General features: G+C 64.5%; 13 protein-coding genes and 1 riboswitch. Of the genes, 4 read left to right on the top strand and 9 right to left on the bottom strand.

The window, feature by feature from the left end; genetic code table 11:
- Window positions 1–118 precede the first annotated feature (118 nt).
- From ACODSO_RS24965 to ACODSO_RS24925, 9 genes are all read right to left on the bottom strand, one after another.
- Window positions 119–637 carry a hypothetical protein gene (locus ACODSO_RS24965; protein WP_489039354.1) on the bottom strand — a complete coding sequence of 173 codons (519 nt, stop codon included), beginning with the start codon at window positions 635–637 and terminating at the stop codon, window positions 119–121.
- 29 nt (window positions 638–666) lie between these two features.
- A complete protein-coding gene (locus tag ACODSO_RS24960) occupies window positions 667–1,359 on the bottom strand; it encodes a (2Fe-2S)-binding protein (protein ID WP_489039353.1) in 693 nt (230 codons plus the stop codon).
- Window positions 1,356–2,123, bottom strand: coding sequence for an ABC transporter ATP-binding protein (locus ACODSO_RS24955; protein WP_489039352.1), 768 nt, complete (start codon window positions 2,121–2,123; stop codon window positions 1,356–1,358). The genes ACODSO_RS24960 and ACODSO_RS24955 overlap by 4 nt, the downstream gene beginning before the upstream one ends.
- Window positions 2,120–3,208, bottom strand: a complete 1,089-nt coding sequence (locus ACODSO_RS24950) for a FecCD family ABC transporter permease (RefSeq protein ID WP_489039351.1) — start codon at window positions 3,206–3,208, stop codon at window positions 2,120–2,122. The genes ACODSO_RS24955 and ACODSO_RS24950 overlap by 4 nt, the downstream gene beginning before the upstream one ends.
- Window positions 3,208–4,197 (bottom strand): ABC transporter substrate-binding protein, encoded by a 990-nt coding sequence (locus ACODSO_RS24945; RefSeq protein ID WP_489039350.1) that lies wholly within the window; start codon window positions 4,195–4,197, stop codon window positions 3,208–3,210. The genes ACODSO_RS24950 and ACODSO_RS24945 overlap by 1 nt, the downstream gene beginning before the upstream one ends.
- A gap of 102 nt (window positions 4,198–4,299) precedes the next feature.
- Window positions 4,300–4,444: riboswitch (cobalamin riboswitch) on the bottom strand.
- Window positions 4,445–4,446: 2 nt separating this feature from the next.
- Complete coding sequence (locus ACODSO_RS24940) at window positions 4,447–6,513, bottom strand: FUSC family protein (RefSeq protein ID WP_489039349.1); 2,067 nt, start codon at window positions 6,511–6,513, stop codon at window positions 4,447–4,449.
- Between the two features lie 38 nt (window positions 6,514–6,551).
- Window positions 6,552–7,853 carry a GAF domain-containing protein gene (locus tag ACODSO_RS24935; RefSeq protein WP_489039348.1) on the bottom strand — a complete coding sequence of 434 codons (1,302 nt, stop codon included), beginning with the start codon at window positions 7,851–7,853 and terminating at the stop codon, window positions 6,552–6,554.
- 45 nt (window positions 7,854–7,898) lie between these two features.
- Window positions 7,899–8,666, bottom strand: coding sequence for an acetoin reductase (locus ACODSO_RS24930; RefSeq protein ID WP_489039347.1), 768 nt, complete (start codon window positions 8,664–8,666; stop codon window positions 7,899–7,901).
- Window positions 8,663–9,718: a 2,3-butanediol dehydrogenase gene (locus ACODSO_RS24925; protein WP_489039346.1), complete on the bottom strand. Its 1,056-nt coding sequence runs from the start codon at window positions 9,716–9,718 to the stop codon at window positions 8,663–8,665. Before ACODSO_RS24925 ends, ACODSO_RS24930 begins: the two co-directional genes overlap by 4 nt.
- A gap of 180 nt (window positions 9,719–9,898) precedes the next feature.
- On the opposite strand from ACODSO_RS24925, the gene ACODSO_RS24920 reads away from it, so the two are divergent.
- From ACODSO_RS24920 to ACODSO_RS24905, 4 genes are all read left to right on the top strand, one after another.
- On the top strand, window positions 9,899–11,026 hold the full coding sequence (locus ACODSO_RS24920) for a hypothetical protein (RefSeq protein ID WP_489039345.1): 1,128 nt from the start codon (window positions 9,899–9,901) through the stop codon (window positions 11,024–11,026).
- Between the two features lie 114 nt (window positions 11,027–11,140).
- A complete protein-coding gene (locus ACODSO_RS24915; protein ID WP_489039344.1) occupies window positions 11,141–12,964 on the top strand; it encodes an NAD(P)-binding domain-containing protein in 1,824 nt (607 codons plus the stop codon).
- A 74-nt stretch (window positions 12,965–13,038) separates the two neighbouring features.
- The gene (locus tag ACODSO_RS24910; protein WP_489039343.1) at window positions 13,039–14,679 is read left to right on the top strand and encodes a sigma-54-dependent Fis family transcriptional regulator; all 1,641 of its coding nucleotides are present in this window, start codon (window positions 13,039–13,041) and stop codon (window positions 14,677–14,679) included.
- Window positions 14,680–14,733: 54 nt separating this feature from the next.
- Entirely contained in the window at window positions 14,734–16,191 is a 1,458-nt protein-coding gene (locus ACODSO_RS24905) for an aldehyde dehydrogenase (protein WP_489039342.1), read from the top strand.
- Window positions 16,192–16,201 lie beyond the last annotated feature (10 nt).

Here is a 16,201-nt window from a genome sequence, read left to right as displayed (position 1 = left end):
TCGAAAGTCGCTCGGTGGCTACGGCTCCGCCGTAGTGGCACGGTTGAGTGCACCCCAGCGCGCTTGACCGTGCCACTGGGGGCGGAGCCCCTATTACCGAGAGATGAGTAAGGAGAATTCAGACGGGGCAGGGAGGCCCGCGAGTACCTGCTCCCGAGCACACCAGTAGTCGGAGAACAACTTTCGGTCGGTAGTCCGTCTGATTCGCACGCTCGGTGTCCGACACCGGCAGTACGACACCGAGCACAGGAAGTATCCGTCGCAGCACGGACAGCGCGTGGCTGTAACCGACGATGGCACCGCGGATGAGTATCGCGCACAGCACCGTCGCACCCGCGTGCGCCGCCAGCATGGACGGCGTGAGGCCAGCGCCGTGGTGGTGTTCGCTCGCGATGGTAAGAACTGCGTGCCCGAGCAACTGGCCGAGGGCGAGAACGAACACCGTAGGAACACGGTCGCCCAGAATCGTCACGGCGCCGCCCACGGCCGCACTGACGACCACCAGCAGCACGAGCGCCGATTCGCTCGGCATCATGACCCCGCCGCCGACACCGTGCGCGCCGATACTCAACGCGCCGGACGCAGCACCGACGAAGGCGCCACGCATCCGTACGCGAGCGTCGGGCACGGTAGTCATGCAGATACCTTAGACGACTACTACGGAAGCTAGTAGCGAGCTGCGGCCTCGAGGCCGCGCAGCCGATCCGACGGTGTGCGACGTGGACAACTCGTGCACATGTCCGCCTCCTCCGTGACGAACAACAGACAGCATGAGCAGCGACGAGTGAACCTTCGACCGGCGACGTCCACGAAACGGGGAGCCGGCATGGGCGCAGCCATCTGTTCGACCAGCTGCTGGGCGAAGGCACTGCCGAGCGATCTGTCGCCCAGGGCGGCCCCGACATCCAGACTTCGGTTCGCGATCGAGTCCGTCGCGATAGCCCACAGCGACCGCGATCGCGCTCCCGATGCAACAGACAGCGCGCCGATGATGCCGGTGAACGCCGAGGTCAACCTCTCGGGCAGCAGCTCCGCGGCGATAGTCCGGTCGGTCACCACGCCGCCGAGGTAGCCGTTCGAGCGCAGGAAGCATCGCGCGTCCTCGAGCGTCGGATCGGCCGCCTCCCCCGTGACCATGACGGTGGCAACTGCCACGAACGCCAACGTCGAACTTGCCGAATACCACCACAGCGTTCCGTTCACGCGCGCATCGGCACAGTTCCACCGTTTGCCTGTCTCGACGACTCGCGCCCGCATCCAGTCCGTATCGAGCATCGACGACGCCGGGAGGTCGAACGGACCCTGCAAGTACTCCTCCAGGCCCGGCACCCTCTTCGCGGCCTCCGCGTAGACCGTCATGCCAGTCCGTGAACATCTATGACGGGACGCGGATGCGCGCGCACCGTCGCGCGGATGCCGAATACGTCTGCAAGCAACCGATCGGTGAGGGTCCGGGCGGTCTCCCCGGAGGCCACGACGCGCCCTGCGTCGAGCACGGCGAGCGACGTGCAGTATTCGACGGCCAAACGCAGATCGTGCACGGTGACGACGATGGCGAGGCCGTCCGCGGCCAGATCCCGGACGGCGTTCATCACGATGAGCTGATGCCTCAGGTCCAGGTGGTTCGTCGGTTCGTCGAGCAGCAGGATTCGAGGTTGCTGGGCCAGCGCCCGAGCGATAGCGACGCGCTGGCGCTCGCCACCTGACAACGATCCGACGTCGCGGTCGGCGAGAGCCGTCAGGTCGACCCGGCTCAACGAGACCGTCACGATGTCGTCGTCGGCCGCACTCCCGGAAGAGAACCAACCACGATGCGGTACCCGGCCGAGTGCAACGGATTCTCGAACCGTCAGTCCCACCGACGCTTCCGGCTCCTGAGTCCCGACGCCCACCGTCCGCGCAAGTTCCGATCGGGCCATGGAGTGGGCGTCGGCATCGTCGACCAGCACAGTGCCCGCCGACGGCGTCAGCGCGCGGTAGCAGCACCGTAGCGCCGTGGTCTTACCCGAACCGTTGGGCCCGACCAGCCCCAGTATCTCTCCTGGTTGCACGTCGAAGTTTATGCCGTGCAGCACTTCTCGACTACCGAGACGCGCCTTCACGTCGAGCACCGAGAGCGTCATCGCCCAACCTTCCCGTATTGCCGGTAGAGCATGAAGACGAAGATCGGTGCGCCGACGAGCGCCGTGACGACACCGACCGGCACCTCGGTACTGCGCGCGATCGACCGGGCGAGGGTGTCAGCGCCGACCAGCGCGATCGCCCCGAGCAGCGCAGCGACCGGCAGCAATCTCAGTGCCCTGGTTCCGACAATGTACCCCGCCAAGTGCGGTACGAGCAGCCCGACGAATCCAATTCCGCCACCGACGGATACAGCAGCTCCCGCCAGCATGGAGACCGCGAGAAGCTGGATCACACGGAAGCGTCGCACATTCAGACCGAGCGCTGCGGCGCCGTCGTCACCGGTCTTGAGCAGGTCCAATCTCGGGGCGCCGATCAACAGGGCCGTTCCGATCACCAGCAATGCCAGTGCGGGAAACGTCAATGTCGACCACCGCGCGTCCCCGAATCCACCAGCGAGCCAGTGCAACACACCGCTCAATGTGTGCTCGTCCGCGAACACCAGAAGCGTGAAGGTGATCAGCGCCGAGAACACACTTCCCAGCGCGACGCCGACCAGAACGATCGCCGTCGACTGCGGGTACCGACCGCCGATGAGCAACGCCAGGAACAGCGGAATCATCGCCCCGATGAATGCCGCGGTCGGAATCGTGAAGACGCCGAGCGTCCCGGCCCCGATGCCGAGCGTCATCACCAGCACGACACCGAAGCCTGCGCCCGAAGAAACTCCGAGCAGGTACGGGTCGGCCAGCGGATTGCGGGTCACTGCCTGCGCGACGCCACCTGCGATGGCCAGCGACGCGCCGACGACCGCGGCGGTCAACGTTCGCGGCAATCGAGATTCGACGACGATAACTGCGCGCGCCTCGGTCCACCACGATTCGAAGGCTCCCGGCATGAGGCGATGCGCGACGATCGCCCACACGTCGCCGACGGGAATTCGCACGGATCCGAACGACACCGCTGCAGCGATCGACACCAGCAACACAGCAATCAGCATCACCACGATCATCCCGAACCCCACTCGCGAACGCCGTCGCACCTGGGATTGCGCTGGTGCGGTTCGGGTCGGGGCCATCGTCGACATCAGGACTGGAACCGGTCCGGATGAAGGCTGCGAGCGATGGTGTCGACGCTCGTCACCAGCCGTGGGCTTTCGAAGAAGTCGTCGAGCGGGACGACGATGAAGTTGTTCTGCTGCACGGCGGGAGTCGTCGCCACGATGGGCTGGTTCTTCAGGAAGTCGATCTTCTCTTGCGCAGACGTCTCGCCGTAGTCGAGAACGACGATGGCCGCAGGTGAGCGTTCGCCGACGATCTCCCACGTGGTATCGAGATACGGCCGTTCGCCTTCGGGGACGATGTTGGCGGCGCCTGCGTGATCGGCGATCAGCTGCCCGACGCCGACGCCGCCGATGGTCATCGGCACGTCTTGACCGGAGTCGTAGAAAAAGGTCGGGGTCGGAGTGACACCGTCCAGCCTCGTGCCGACCGCGTCCAAGCCGTCGACGACGCCGTTGGTGACCGCGTCCGCTGCGCCCTCGACACCGAGGACATCGCCGAGCTGGGAGAAGTCGACTTCGAGCATCCCGATGTCCGGGAACCCCGAACCGCAGTATTCCGAGAAGAGGAACGTCGGTATTCCCAGCTCGGCGAAGGTCTGCCGCGATCGACCTTCCTTGTCGTCGAACGCGCTGCGCATACCGCCGACCACGAGGTCCGGCTCGAGATCGAGAATCTGCTCCTTGGTGGGGTACTCGTCGGCAAGACCGTCGATCTGCGCGAACTCCTCGGCCGTCTCGGCGGTGGGAGTCGCGTTGCGGTAGCCCATCCCGACGATGCGATCCGCGACGCCCATCTGGATGAGGACCTCGGTGACGTGATCGTTCATCGAGACGATGCGTCGAGGTGGCGCGTCGAACTCGGCTGTGACATCGCAATTGGTGATCGACACGGGTTCGGCGAACTTGGTCACCGGGGGCGATGCGTCGGCTGTGTCGCCGCGGGAACAGCCCGCAAGTACAAGAACGGATCCGATCGCCACAGCGCAGACGACGGAGGGGGTGGAGCGTGACATGAGAACCTCACTTGGAGCTGGCGAGCCACGAAATGAGAGTCGGGTGCGCAGCAAAAAAACGGCCACGCGCTGGACTGCCGATTCGTAGACCACGACGAATGGGTGTCGCACACACAGCCGCTGGGTAATCGGGCTCGCCGCCTCCGCTACAGAGTCGGCCCACCGTTGCGGGTCAGCGCCGGATTTCGACCGGCTTCCCCCTGCGACTGGCTAGCTTGGTGCTTCGCTCAGCAGTATGCACTGAAGAACTCAGTCCCGTGTGAGCGCCTCCCCCATCGTGCGATTCAGTGTGCCGAGCGATCGGACCGCGCTGCGGACCGGACCGGGCGTCGTGGCCCCGGTGAGCATGACGTCGGTGGCGGAGGTGTCGGTCAGCTTCTCCGGCGGCTCGACGTGCTCGCCGGCGAGGGCCCGTTTGACGTTCGCGATGGTCGCCTTGGTGACGTCGGCGGCCTCCCGAAGCGCCCGCGACGTCTCCTCCGACGGCGTGCTCGACGGGTCGCCGCGAGAGGCTCCGACACCGGCGCGGGCAAGTGCGTGCGACGACCGATTGCTGACCGTCATGATCCGCATCAGCCGCTTGACTCCTCGGCGCGTCCGCGTCGTCGGACCGATCTCCAGCGGCTTGCCTGCAGTGACAACGTCTTTGAGCGCGTTGTCGAGCGTGCGCATGTCGGCCACCAGGTCGGTCCGCGTACCCGGTTCGACGACCGATCCGATGCTGGTGTCGATGATGGCGATCATGAGGTCGAGATAGTCGTCGATCTTGTCGACCATCGTCGTTCTGGTGCCGGTGGAGAAGATGAAGTACGCCGACGCGATTCCGACGAGCCCACCCGCCGCCGTTTCGTAGATCCGCAGTTCGAGTACCTCGATGCTGAAGGTGCCGAGCAGTCCGTACAGCATGGCGAGCATGACGGTGATGAAGAACGACAGCAACGCGTAGGCGACCGTGACGAGGTAGAAAGCGAAGAACACGCAGACCACGAGCAGAAGTAGCTGCAGTGGCTGATTGTTTCCGACCAACGCAGCCAGCAGAACTCCCGCAACGACTCCCGCGATGGTTCCGACGACGCGATGGCCCGCACGCGAGAGGATTTCACCCCGTGTCGAGGCACCGGTGAACACGAGAAAGGCCGTCAACACCGCCCAGTACCACCGGTCGGGCGAGATGATCTCACCGAGAACCGTTGCAGCGCTGGTCGCGACAGCAACCTGGATCGCGGCTTTCGTACTCGGATTCAATCCGGTCGGCTCGTCGTCGACCTTCTCGGGCTTCTCCTCGGGTACGGGCGCGGACTTCAGCGCATTGCTGGCGATGTGATGAATGGCGATGTGTGCCTGCACTGCTCGCATCGTGACTGCGGTGGCGATGCCGGCCTGAGTGGATGAATCCGCCCTGTCGGCCGCGGCAGCAGCAAGGCGTCGAGCAGCCCGCAGTTGGTCTTCGGACGGATTGTTCTGCAGACAGGAACCGAGTGCCGTCGTCGCCTGCCCGAGCGAATCCGGCCACGCGTTCTTCGGGTCGAGCGCCCACAGCGCACTGACGAGTTGTTCGGTGGCGATCTGCGCGTCGAAGATGCGGACGGACAGATCGTCGTTCGTGACACTGAGGAGTTGAGCAGCGTCGTTGCGGTCGAGCCAGTCGTCGATCATCAGAGCCGTGCTGCCGAGTTTGTCGAGCCTCTTGCGCAGCAGGTCCAGATTCCGATCACCCCTGTTCGACGCCACCTCGAGCACGTCGATCGACGCGGCCCGCAAGGCCCGCACGAGACGCTTCACTTCGAGCCCCGGCCGATCGGGAAGAATCACCGTGCGCACCAGAATCGACAATGCGACACCGCACACGATCGACACGGCGAGCATCGGAATCTGTCCCGGTTCGGCGCGGAGGAACAGAGCGAAGAAATAGCAGATGAACGCGACCATCCCGAGCGCGTTGCCACGCGGGCCGTAGCGCCGCACCCACACGGCAGCGAAGAGGACGGCGATGAATCCGACGTCGGCCACCTTCCCGAACTGTGACAGGACCGCCGACAGTGACACGGCCGCGATGGCAGGGAACACCAGGAGCATCGACGTGATCACGCGGCTGCGCTGGTCCCTGTCCTTGACCGCCGCGGAGGCTTGCATCGCGACGACCGTTCCCAACAACGCGATGGTCAGCGGTTGGCCGACGAGATGTGCGCCGGGCAGCAGGACAGCCATTGCGAGTACGACGGTGATCGTGGTGGTGGATGCAGATCGTAGTCGCAGCCGACCAGGGTCGGACACCGCGAGGAAGCGGAGCGTCTCCTGGACGAATCGAGCAGCCATCGCTCGAGCTTATGCGTCAGAGAGTGATGTTCGAGCTGTCACCCGAGGCGCAGCCGCACAATGGCCGGAGCCGTGGAATGCGGAAGCAACCTACTCATGTCGGCGGGAAGCAGGAGTTCGATGGTCGCCGAGTCGTCGAACCGATACGGCTGGGTCTGGACTATCCCCGACAGGTGTTTGCGTAACCTCGACATCTCGGCACGAACGGTGATCGCTCGGCCGTCGTCACCGAACAGATCCGCCGCCATCTGCGCGGCACTGCGACCTTCCCTGTTGACGGCGAGCAGGCACAGGATCTCCGCATGTCGGGGCGTGGGTTCGTGCGTCCATTCACCGACCTCGCTGCGAATCTGCACGCGAGTCTGCTGCGGGTGCCGAAGATCGATACAGACCGTGGTGACGTTGCCGGTTTCCGAGGGGGTTCCGTCCTCACCCGCGCCCGTGGGACGGACCAACCAACCGCCGGGGAGCGGCTCGAAATCGCACACCCCCAGGGCAGGCATCCAGAACCGGCCAGTAGCAAGGTCTTCCGGGAGCAAGACCCGGTTGCGAAGCGCTACCGATTCGACTGCGGCGACCCACCCGTTGGAGTCCACTGCGAGCGCTGGGGACTGCAACCTCGCGAGCATCGGGGCAGCCACAGATCTGAGCCGATCGAGATTCTGCCGATGATGCTCCCGCAGTTGCGATTCCGCCAACCGTGCAATGGCGTCGACCAAGGCCAGCGTGGTCGGGTGGACGGTGCTCGCCGGACCGCTGACGTCCACTGCCCCGATCACGTGTCCGGTTCGCGGATCCTTGATGGGGGCTCCCGCACAGGTCCATGGGTGATGGCTGCGCACATAGTGTTCGGCCGAGAAGATCTGCACCGCTCGCCTCGACACCAGGGCGGTACCGATTGCGTTGGTACCGACCGAATCCTCCGCCCAGCTTGCTCCTTCGACGAAGCCGAGCCCATCCGCGCGGTCCAGCACCGCCGTCGAGCCGCTGCGCCACAGCACTCGTCCGCGCCGATCAGCGACCACCAGAATGTTGTCGCCGTCCTGCACCACCGATTCGAGACCGCGGGCGAGGTCGTCGAGTATGTCGAACAACCCCGATTCCCGACGGCTCAGCTCGAGATCCGACACGTCGATCTGCTGATAGGCAACGCTGCGCTGCTCGGGGTCGATGCCGAGGGTCTGCAACCGTCGCCACGACTCACCGACCACATCACGCGGACGGGCAGGCGCCCTTCCTCCTGCCATCGTCGCGTCGTAGACCGCAGTGAGGATCTGCGCGTAGCGACGCGGGTCTTCACCGGCGGCCAGCGCAGGTTCAGGGCCTGTCGACTGTGTCATCACCGACAATTGTGCTCCAAATCACTCCGAGTGTGCAAAGGCGGGTCAGCGGAAGACCAGCCCACCGTCGATCAGGCCCGCCTGACCAGTCATGTAGTCCGAATCCGGCCCGGACAGGTACGACACGAACGCTGCCACATCCTCCGGCGTCTGCGCCCGGCCGAGAGCGATGCCGCCCACGAATTTGTCGTACGTCTCACCCTCGGCTGCACCAGTCAGTTCGGCGAAACGCTTGTCGATGGTCACCCACATATCGGTGCCCACGACGCCCGGGCAGTACGCATTGACGGTGATGCCGTGCGCCGCGTACTCCTTGGCGGCGGCCTGCGTCAATGCCCGAACGGCGAACTTCGTCGCACTGTAGACGCCGAGCATCGCGAAGCCGTCGTGTCCAGCGATCGACGAGGCGTTGATGATCTTCCCCTTCTGGCCGAGCGCCTTGAATTTCGCCGCGGCAGCTTGGATTCCCCACAGCACACCGTCGACGTTCACGGCCCAGATCTTCCGCACATCGTCCGGACGGACGTCGTCGATGGGGGCAACCTGCGCGATACCGGCGTTGTTGATCATGACGTCGAAGCCGCCGAGGGCCTCGTGCGCATGGCCGACGGCTGCGAAGACCGCATCACGGTCACTGACGTCGGCGACGAATGTCGTTGCTTTGCTGCCGATCCCGCGAACCTCGGCAGCCACGTCCTCGATCTTCCCGGGCGCCAGGTCGACGAGCGCGATGTCATGCCCGTCGGCGGCCAGTCTCAGCGCGATTCCGCGGCCGATCCCCTGGCCTCCGCCGGTGACGAGTACGACGCTCATGCGCGTCCCTCGCTCGGATCGACCAGAACCTTCATCTTCGTGCCCGCGTGGAGCGCCTCGAAACCGTCGTCGATGACCGATTCGAGCGCAATCTTGTCCACCCAGCCGGTTGTGTCGTACGTGCCCTGCGACATCAGATCGATGACGGCGTCGTAGTCTGCCGAGGTGTAGCAGAGAGAACCCTGGATCCGTGATTCGTTCATCACGATCTTCTGAAGCGGTGTCATCAAGGGCTTTTCGTAGATCGCGACGCTGATCAGCGGCTTGCGGGCGCCGATGCATCCCAGCGCAGTTTCGACTGCAGGTTGCACACCCGCAGCGTCGTAGATCGCGTCGGCGCCGCGGCCGTCGGTCTCGTCGGCGATGAACCCGACGACGTCGATCGATGTCGGGTCGAGAGTCTTCGCGCCCAATGCCTCGATCGATGCCCGCCGCGTCGGCGACGGTTCCACGACGAACACGTTGTCGAGCCCCTTACCGCGCAGGGCGAACCAGAGGCCGATGCCGATCGGGCCGGCACCGAACACCATCGCGGTGTCGTCGGGGGCGGGGTCACCGAGCGTCGCGGCATGGAACGCGACGGACATCGGTTCGACGAGCGCGCCCAGTTCGAGCGACACGTTGTCCGGCAGCTTGTGAATCATGTTCGTCGGAACGACGGTGTACTCGGCCATACCGCCGTCCGACATCAGTCCGTGAAAACCGATCTGCTGACAGATGTTGTAGTTGCCTGCACGACACGGACCGCAATGGCCGCAGCGGTACAGCGGCTCGATGGCGACGCGGTCGCCTACCTGAATGCCGGTGACGCCCTTACCGACCTCGGTGATCGTGCCGGAGAACTCGTGGCCCAGCACCAGCGGCAACTGCTGGCCGGTCAACGGGTGCGGCTCGGTGGGGATGAAGATCGGTCCCGCGTAGTACTCGTGCAAGTCGGTGCCACAGATGCCGTTGAAGCCGACCTTCACTTTCACTTCGCCCTCGCCTGGTGAGGGTTCGGGGACATCGGCGATCTCCACCTTGTTCGGGCCGTAGTACACAGCTGCGCGCATCGGTTACTCCTTCGGTCGGTTCGATGCACTCATATCTATGTGACCTGACCCACACGGCAACAGGGTTGCATCGCGTTGCATTCGACCCACGCCGTGCAACCCTCGGCAACCCTGACGAAACTGCTGTGATCCAGCTCATAGTTACGGCGCCCTTGTCCCGCGCCCCAGGAGAGCCGATCCATGACCACCACAGCAAGCTCCAGTCCTGTTTCCGCACAACCGGTCTCGAAACCTCGAGGCCACTGGTTCACCTTCGGATCGGCGAATCTCGCCGTAGTCGTCGTACTCTCGCTCGCCACCTGGTACCTGCTCGCCGATCCGACGACGAGTCCGTTCTCGTTCTACCCGCTGCCGTTCAACGCGGCCCTCTTCTGGGCCATCCTGTTCATCGTCTTCATCGGATTCGACTGCGAATTCGCAGGATTCGATGCACTTGCCCAACCGCTGCGCGGAGTGGCCATCCTGGCGTCGACCGGGTTCTTCGCAGTGGCCGTGACCTGGCTGCTCGGCAGTGGCGTCGGCTCGTTGTTCCCCGACTTCGCCGGAACTCGCGAGGGCGGACTCGGATACTTCGCCGGCGCGCTCTTCGTCTTGTTCGGCTTCGCGACGTGGGTGATGGTCGTGCTGAACTGGCAGCATTGGCCGTGGACTGCACTGGGGATGAAGCAACCCTTGATCGGGCTGTGCGAGATCGCGTTCGTCGCAGTCCCGACGCTGGCCCTGTACTTCGTGTTCGGGCTGCCGTCTGTCTCGCTGTCCGCGACCGAACCGCTGATGACGGTCGATACTGTGCTCGGTTGGTTCTATTCGATGGTCGTCGCCGTGATCCTCACCGGCCAGACGCTCGACAACTGGCCATGGAAGCTGTTCGGCGGTGGCGGCAGGACCGCACTCGCCGCAACGGTCGGCAATGTGGTTCTCGGAACCGCCATCTACTTCCTGATGGTCCCGCTCGCGAAGCTCCTCCTCGGCTCGACGGCGACCGCCGAACTCGGCAGCGTCGTAAATCAGTTCCCTGCCCAGATCGGCGTGTGCTGGGCGTTCTGGATGATTTTCTGGGCCAACGGTTTCGGCAACAAATTCGGCCCGGCGGTCCGTGCGGCACTCACCTTCGCGCTCGCGCTCGGCACCTTCTTGTTCTACTACCGGTTCGCCGCCGAACACATCCTGCACGAACCCGAGGTAGCAACAGGTCTGAGCGGCAATGCGCTCGGTTTCGTCGACTGGCTCGTGCTCTGGACGCTGATCTACGTCGTCGGATTCCAGTCGTTGGGTCTCGGTCGAATCGGGTGCAACCGGCCGCGGTGAGCGCGGTCGGCTGCACCCGATTCGCGCTGCAACCCGCTGCAACTCTCGACCCAACACCCCGACAGGAGTGTGCTGGGTCACATAACGAGCACCTCTTCATCGCAAGGAGTTTTCATGACCCAGACCATCGAGCCGATCGAGATCACCCGCACGCCCACTCCGCAGGAACGCGTCGACGCCTGGCTGGCAGACTTCGAGGCCGCTCTCGCATCCCGCGACCTCGATCGGGTCGCCGCCAAGTTCGCCGTCGACAGCTTCTGGCGTGACCTGGTCACCTTCACCTGGAACATCAAAACGGTGGAGGGGCGTGACGGCATCGTGGACATGCTGAGCGCGCGTCTCGACGACACCGATCCGTCGAACTTTCGCACGACCGAGACTCCCGACGAAGCTGACGGCGTCACCTCGGCGTGGATCGAGTTCGAGACCGCCACCAGCCGCGGAAAAGGCCATCTGAGGTTGAAGGACGACCAGGCGTGGACCCTGCTGACCACGTTGCAGGAACTCAAGGGCCACGAGGAACGTCAAGGCCACACCCGAGTCAAGGGTGCGGTCCACGGTTCCAACGCCGACACCCAGAACTGGGCGGAGAAGAAGGAGATCGAGGAAAAGGAACTCGGCTACACGATCCAGCCGTATGCGCTGATCGTCGGCGGCGGCCAAGGCGGTATCGCCCTCGGCGCGCGCTTCCGGCAGCTCGGCGTACCCGCCATCGTCGTCGATCGCGCCGACCGGCCCGGCGATCAGTGGCGTGGCCGCTACAAGTCACTGTGCCTGCACGACCCGGTCTGGTACGACCATCTCCCCTACCTGCCGTTCCCGGCGAACTGGCCGGTGTTCGCGCCGAAGGACAAGATCGGCGACTGGCTGGAGATGTACACCAAGGTCATGGAGGTTCCGTACTGGACCCGCACCACGGCCAAGTCCGCGACGTACGACGAGAAGGCGCAGGAGTGGACCGTCGTCCTCGATCGTGACGGCGAGGAAGTCGTACTGCGTCCGAAGCAGCTCGTCATGGCTACCGGAATGTCCGGCAAGAAGAACGTGCCGAACTTCCCGGGCATGGACCAATTCGAGGGCGAGCAGCACCACTCGAGCGAGCACCCGGGGCCCGACGCGTATGTCGGCAAGAAGGTCGTCGTCGTCGGTTCCAACAACTCGGCGCACGACATCTGCAAGGCGCTCTACGAGTCGGGTGTGGATGTGACGATGCTGCAGCGGTCCTCGACGCACATCGTCAAGTCGGATTCGCTGTGCGAGATCGCGTTGGGCGACCTGTACTCCGAGCGTGCCGTCGACGCTGGAATGACCACGAACAAAGCCGATCTGACGTTCGCGTCGCTGCCGTACCGGATCATGCACGAGTTCCAGATCCCGGTGTATCAGCAGATCGCCGAGCAGGACAAGGACTTCTACGACCGGCTCGAGAAGGCAGGATTCCAGCACGATTTCGGCGACGACGGCTCGGGCCTGTTCATGAAGTACCTGCGTCGGGGATCGGGCTACTACATCGACGTCGGTGCTTCGGAGCTGGTCGCGGACGGCAAGATCAAGCTCGTCGGCGGTCAAGTGTCGAGGATCAGCAAGAACGGCGTCGTGTTGGACGACGGAACGGAACTGCCCGCCGACGTCATCGTCTACGCCACCGGCTACGGCTCGATGAACGGCTGGGTCGCGGACCTGGTGGACCAGGAGACCGCGGACAAGGTCGGCAAGGTGTGGGGCCTCGGCTCGGACACCACCAAGGATCCCGGCCCGTGGGAGGGCGAGCAGCGCAACATGTGGAAGCCGACGCAGCAAGAGAACCTGTGGTTCCACGGCGGCAACCTGCACCAGTCACGGCACTACTCGCTGTACTTGGCGCTGCAGATCAAGGCGCGATACGAGGGCATCGATACTCCGGTGTACGGACTGCAGGAGGTTCATCACCTGCGGTGACCCCCAGTGGCGCGGTTGACTGCATGGGTGTGCACTCAACCGCGCCACTTGCGTGGAGCGCCTCGAGTCCCGCAATGTCCCAACGCCGACAACCACGGATCGATAGAGTCGGACGCATCGCGAAGATCGAGGAGCACACCGTGGTGCGTAGTCAGATCGCAATGTCGTGGCAGCGCTCTGCGTCGAGCGGCCTGGAGCCTGCCCATTCGCTCGAGCACTCGAGCCTGCGCGACGTCGATCGTCGCAGCCGGCTCCTCGCCGCAGCCAATCCGATCCTCGACCGGATGGAAAGCATGTTGGAGGGATCCGGGTACTGCGTTCTTCTTGCCGACCGGGATGCGCGTCTCGTCGACCTGCGATTCGGAACCCGCGAACTGCAGGACATCGTGTTCGGCGTCGGTGCGGTCGTCGGGCGGTCGTTCACCGAAGAAGCGTCGGGAACCAACTCGATTTCCACGACATTCGAACTTCGATCGCCCCTCGCAGTCCGAGGCGACGAGCACTACATGGAGTCGATGAAGGGTTTCAGCTGCTACGGCTATCCGCTCATTCATCCGATCACCAAGCACATCGAAGGTGTCCTCGACATCACTTTCCTTGCCAGCGAGGACAATCCGCTTCTCGAACCGCTTCTCGTCCATTCCGCGAACGACATCCAAGGTCGACTGCTCGAAGAGACCCGGAGCGGTGAACAGCGCCTGTTCCACGCGTTCCAGTACGCGTCCGCTCAGCGCCGCGGCGGGCCGGTCATCGCGATCGGCGACGAGCTGCTCCTCGAAAACACGACCGCCGCACAGCTCATCGACAGTGTCGACCACGCCGCACTGCGTTCGTTGACCGACGATTCGATCCGTCGCAGCGGTGTGATCGACTCCCTCACACTCAATTCCGGTGCGCACGCCTCCCTGCGATGGGAACGACCGGTTGCCGCGACCGGCGTCGTCATCGAGATCGACATCAAGGACCACCCTGTACGCCAGTCGGCCCGGGTGTCGACGTCGAAGCCGCTCTGCGTCGTCGGCGAGCCCGGAACGGGAAAGTCGACGACGTTGGCCAGACTCACCGCGGCCCGAAGTCCGCACTGGTTCGATGCGGCCGACATCATCGTCACGACGCCTACCGCGTGGTTGTCCTCGATCGAATTCCAGGTGGCGGCCGGAGCCGACGTGGTGGTGAAGAACATCCATCTCGCCGACGGACCCGTCGCGCACCGGCTTCACGCACTTCTCAAGAGCGCACGAGGATGGTTCGCTCTGTCCAGTTCCTCACGGGACACTTCCGACCCGGAGCATCGACAGCTGCTGTCGCTGTGCACCGACACCATCGAACTGGCACCGCTGAGGTCGCGCCGTCACGAGATCCCCGATCTCGTCCGCGGCATGATGGCCGAGCTCGATTCGCATGCCCGGTTCACCCCGGCTGCGATGCGCGCTCTGATCGACTACGACTGGCCCGGCAACGTCGGCGAACTACGAGACGAGGTCGCCGACGCGTCGTCCCGCAGATCCGTCGGGGACATCACCGAACACGACCTGGTCAGACCCCATGGACGTGGGATGTCGAGCCGGATGACCGCTCTCGACTCGGCGATGCGCGACGCGATCGTCCACGAACTCGCGCGCTGCAGCGGCAACAAAGCGGCAACCGCCGAAAGCCTCGGCATCAGTCGCACCACCCTGTACAAGCGGATGAAAGAACTGGGCATCCACGGGTAGAGAATGTCCAGTATCTGAACACTCAGCGGTCGTGACCCACGTCACGATCTATGCATGGATACGAACACAGCAATACATGCGGAGTCGTTGTTCATCGGGGGCGAGTGGAGACCGCCGAGCTCTTCCTCGCGGATCGAGGTGCGTTCGGCAAGCACCGAGGAGATCATCGGTTCGGTCCCCGAGGCGCACGAAGCCGACGTCGATGCCGCCGTTGCGGCCGCACGTCGGGCATTCGACGCACCTGACGGCTGGAGCCACTGGGAGCCGTCGGATCGCGCCGATGCTCTCGACCGACTCGCCGACGAACTCGAAGCCCGCAGCGAAGAGATTGCCCGCGCAGTCTCGGCGCAGAACGGAATGCCGATCTCGATTGCGCTGCAGTTGGAAGCCGGGTTCCCTGTCGCGGTGGTGCGCTACTACGCCTCCCTCGCGCGCACGGCGACGTTCGAGGAATCACATCCGCACATGCTCGGCGGCACGACCACCGTCCGACGCGAACCGATAGGTGTCGTCGGAGCGATCGCGCCGTGGAACTTTCCCCAGACCCTCGCCGCGTTCAAGCACGCACCGGCGTTGGCTGCCGGGTGCACGATCGTCATCAAGCCGTCGCCGGAAACGGTGCTGGACTCGATCCCGTTCGTGGAAGCCGTTATCGCGTCGGGCATTCCGCCGGGCGTGATCAATATCGTCCCCGGCGGACGAGAAGTCGGCGCCTACCTGGTCTCACACCCCGGTGTCGACAAGGTCGCTTTCACCGGATCCACCGCAGCCGGTCGATCGATCGCCGAGACATGCGGGCGACTGCTTCGGCCCGTCACCTTGGAACTCGGCGGCAAGTCCGCCGCGATCGTGTTGGACGACGCAGACCTCGACCTGTCGAAGATCGGTGAAGACCTCTTCGGCGCAACCTTTCTCAACAACGGCCAGACATGTTTTCTCGGTACCCGAGTTCTGGCGCCGCGTAGTCGCTACGACGAGGTCGTCGGGGTGTTCGAGGCGTTCGCCAATTCGCTGGCCGTCGGCGACGCGCTCGATCCGGCAACCCAGATCGGACCGATGGCCAGTGAGCGCCAACGAGATCGGGTCGAAGGGTACATCGCCAAAGGCAGCGGCGACGGAGCACGACTGGTCGCCGGCGGTGGCAGGCCGAGCGATCTCGACCATGGCTGGTTCGTGTCGCCGACCGTATTCGCCGACGTCGAGAACAACCACGCCATCGCACAGGAGGAAATCTTCGGCCCGGTCCTGTCGGTGATCCCGTACAGCGACGAGGCCGACGCGATCCGGATCGCAAACGATACCGATTTCGGTCTCGGCGGCACTGTGTGGACCTCCGACGACGAGCGGGGCTACGGCGTCGCCAAGCAGATCCGCACCGGAACCATCGGTATCAATCGGTATCTGGTCGACCCGGGTTCACCGTTCGGCGGCGTCAAGGACAGCGGTATCGGCCGCGAACTCGGCCCCGACGCTCTACGCAACTTCCAGCACGTCAAGTCCATCTACCGATAGGAGAATCTCC

Source organism: Rhodococcus sp. FG69 (genome assembly GCF_057808915.1).
The sequence above is the reverse complement of the archived record's forward strand: the minus strand, read 5'-3'. Positions and strand labels throughout refer to the sequence as shown.

Coding starts and splice junctions, on each gene's coding strand:
- ACODSO_RS24940 (WP_489039349.1), bottom strand. CDS start 6,513: ATGGCTGCTCGATTCGTCCAGGAGACGCTCCGCTTCCTCGCGGTGTCC.
- ACODSO_RS24935 (WP_489039348.1), bottom strand. CDS start 7,853: ATGACACAGTCGACAGGCCCTGAACCTGCGCTGGCCGCCGGTGAAGAC.
- ACODSO_RS24945 (WP_489039350.1), bottom strand. CDS start 4,197: ATGTCACGCTCCACCCCCTCCGTCGTCTGCGCTGTGGCGATCGGATCC.
- ACODSO_RS24925 (WP_489039346.1), bottom strand. CDS start 9,718: ATGCGCGCAGCTGTGTACTACGGCCCGAACAAGGTGGAGATCGCCGAT.
- ACODSO_RS24950 (WP_489039351.1), bottom strand. CDS start 3,208: ATGTCGACGATGGCCCCGACCCGAACCGCACCAGCGCAATCCCAGGTG.
- ACODSO_RS24920 (WP_489039345.1), top strand. CDS start 9,899: ATGACCACCACAGCAAGCTCCAGTCCTGTTTCCGCACAACCGGTCTCG.
- ACODSO_RS24960 (WP_489039353.1), bottom strand. CDS start 1,359: ATGACGGTCTACGCGGAGGCCGCGAAGAGGGTGCCGGGCCTGGAGGAG.
- ACODSO_RS24915 (WP_489039344.1), top strand. CDS start 11,141: ATGACCCAGACCATCGAGCCGATCGAGATCACCCGCACGCCCACTCCG.
- ACODSO_RS24930 (WP_489039347.1), bottom strand. CDS start 8,666: ATGAGCGTCGTACTCGTCACCGGCGGAGGCCAGGGGATCGGCCGCGGA.
- ACODSO_RS24905 (WP_489039342.1), top strand. CDS start 14,734: ATGGATACGAACACAGCAATACATGCGGAGTCGTTGTTCATCGGGGGC.
- ACODSO_RS24910 (WP_489039343.1), top strand. CDS start 13,039: ATGTCCCAACGCCGACAACCACGGATCGATAGAGTCGGACGCATCGCG.
- ACODSO_RS24955 (WP_489039352.1), bottom strand. CDS start 2,123: ATGACGCTCTCGGTGCTCGACGTGAAGGCGCGTCTCGGTAGTCGAGAA.
- ACODSO_RS24965 (WP_489039354.1), bottom strand. CDS start 637: ATGACTACCGTGCCCGACGCTCGCGTACGGATGCGTGGCGCCTTCGTC.